This window comes from Gilliamella sp. Pra-s60, from assembly GCF_009795755.1.
Classification (GTDB): domain Bacteria; phylum Pseudomonadota; class Gammaproteobacteria; order Enterobacterales; family Orbaceae; genus Gilliamella.
In genome coordinates this window covers 1-1178 of sequence record NZ_WTFA01000040.1, presented here as the reverse complement: position 1 = coordinate 1178, position 1178 = coordinate 1, and the positions used below count along the sequence as shown (strand labels likewise).

Below are 1178 nucleotides of genomic sequence, written 5' to 3'. Positions count from 1 at the left end.
ATAACTTTAGCAACCACACCAGCACCAACAGTACGACCACCTTCACGAATCGCAAAACGTAAACCTTCTGCCATCGCGATTGGGTGAATTAATGATACTGTCATTTTGATGTTATCACCAGGCATTACCATTTCTACGCCTTCTGGTAATTCGATAGTACCAGTTACGTCAGTTGTACGGAAGTAGAACTGTGGACGATAACCTTTGAAGAATGGAGTGTGACGACCACCTTCATCTTTACTTAAAATATACACTTCTGATTCGAAATCAGTATGTGGAGTGATTGAACCTGGTTTTGCAAGTACTTGACCACGTTCGATTTCTTCACGTTTTGTACCACGTAGTAATACACCAACGTTTTCACCCGCACGGCCTTCGTCAAGTAATTTACGGAACATTTCAACACCAGTACAAGTTGTTTTTGTAGTTGGTTTGATACCAACGATTTCAACTTCTTCACCAACTTTGATGATACCACGTTCAACACGACCCGTTACTACTGTACCACGACCTGAAATTGAGAATACGTCTTCAATTGGTAATAGGAATGGTTTGTCGATATCACGCTCTGGTTCTGGAATGTATGTATCTAATGCTTCTGCTAATTCAACAATTTTGTCTTCCCATGCTGCTTCGCCTTCTAACGCTTTAAGCGCTGAACCACGAATTACTGGCGTGTCATCACCTGGGAAATCGTATTGAGATAGAAGTTCACGTACTTCCATTTCAACTAATTCTAATAACTCTTCGTCATCAACCATATCACATTTGTTTAAGAATACGATGATGTAAGGAACACCTACTTGACGACCTAAAAGGATGTGCTCACGAGTTTGTGGCATAGGACCATCAGTTGCTGCTACTACTAAGATAGCACCGTCCATTTGCGCCGCACCAGTGATCATGTTTTTAACATAGTCAGCATGGCCTGGGCAGTCTACGTGTGCGTAGTGGCGAGTTGGTGTGTCGTATTCAACGTGTGAAGTGTTGATGGTGATACCACGTGCTTTTTCTTCTGGTGCGTTATCGATTTGATCGAATGCACGAGCTTGACCACCAAATTTTTTAGCAAGTACAGAAGTAATTGCAGCAGTTAAAGTTGTTTTACCATGGTCAACGTGGCCGATTGTACCAACGTTAACGTGGGGTTTTGTACGTTCAAATTTTTCTTTAGACAT

1 protein-coding gene is annotated in these 1178 nt (G+C 41.9%); it reads right to left on the bottom strand.

What is annotated here, in order from left to right:
• The coding region (gene tuf, locus GQ596_RS10925; protein ID WP_160401752.1) for an elongation factor Tu at positions 1 to 1178 on the bottom strand (1178 nt) is incomplete at its 3' end.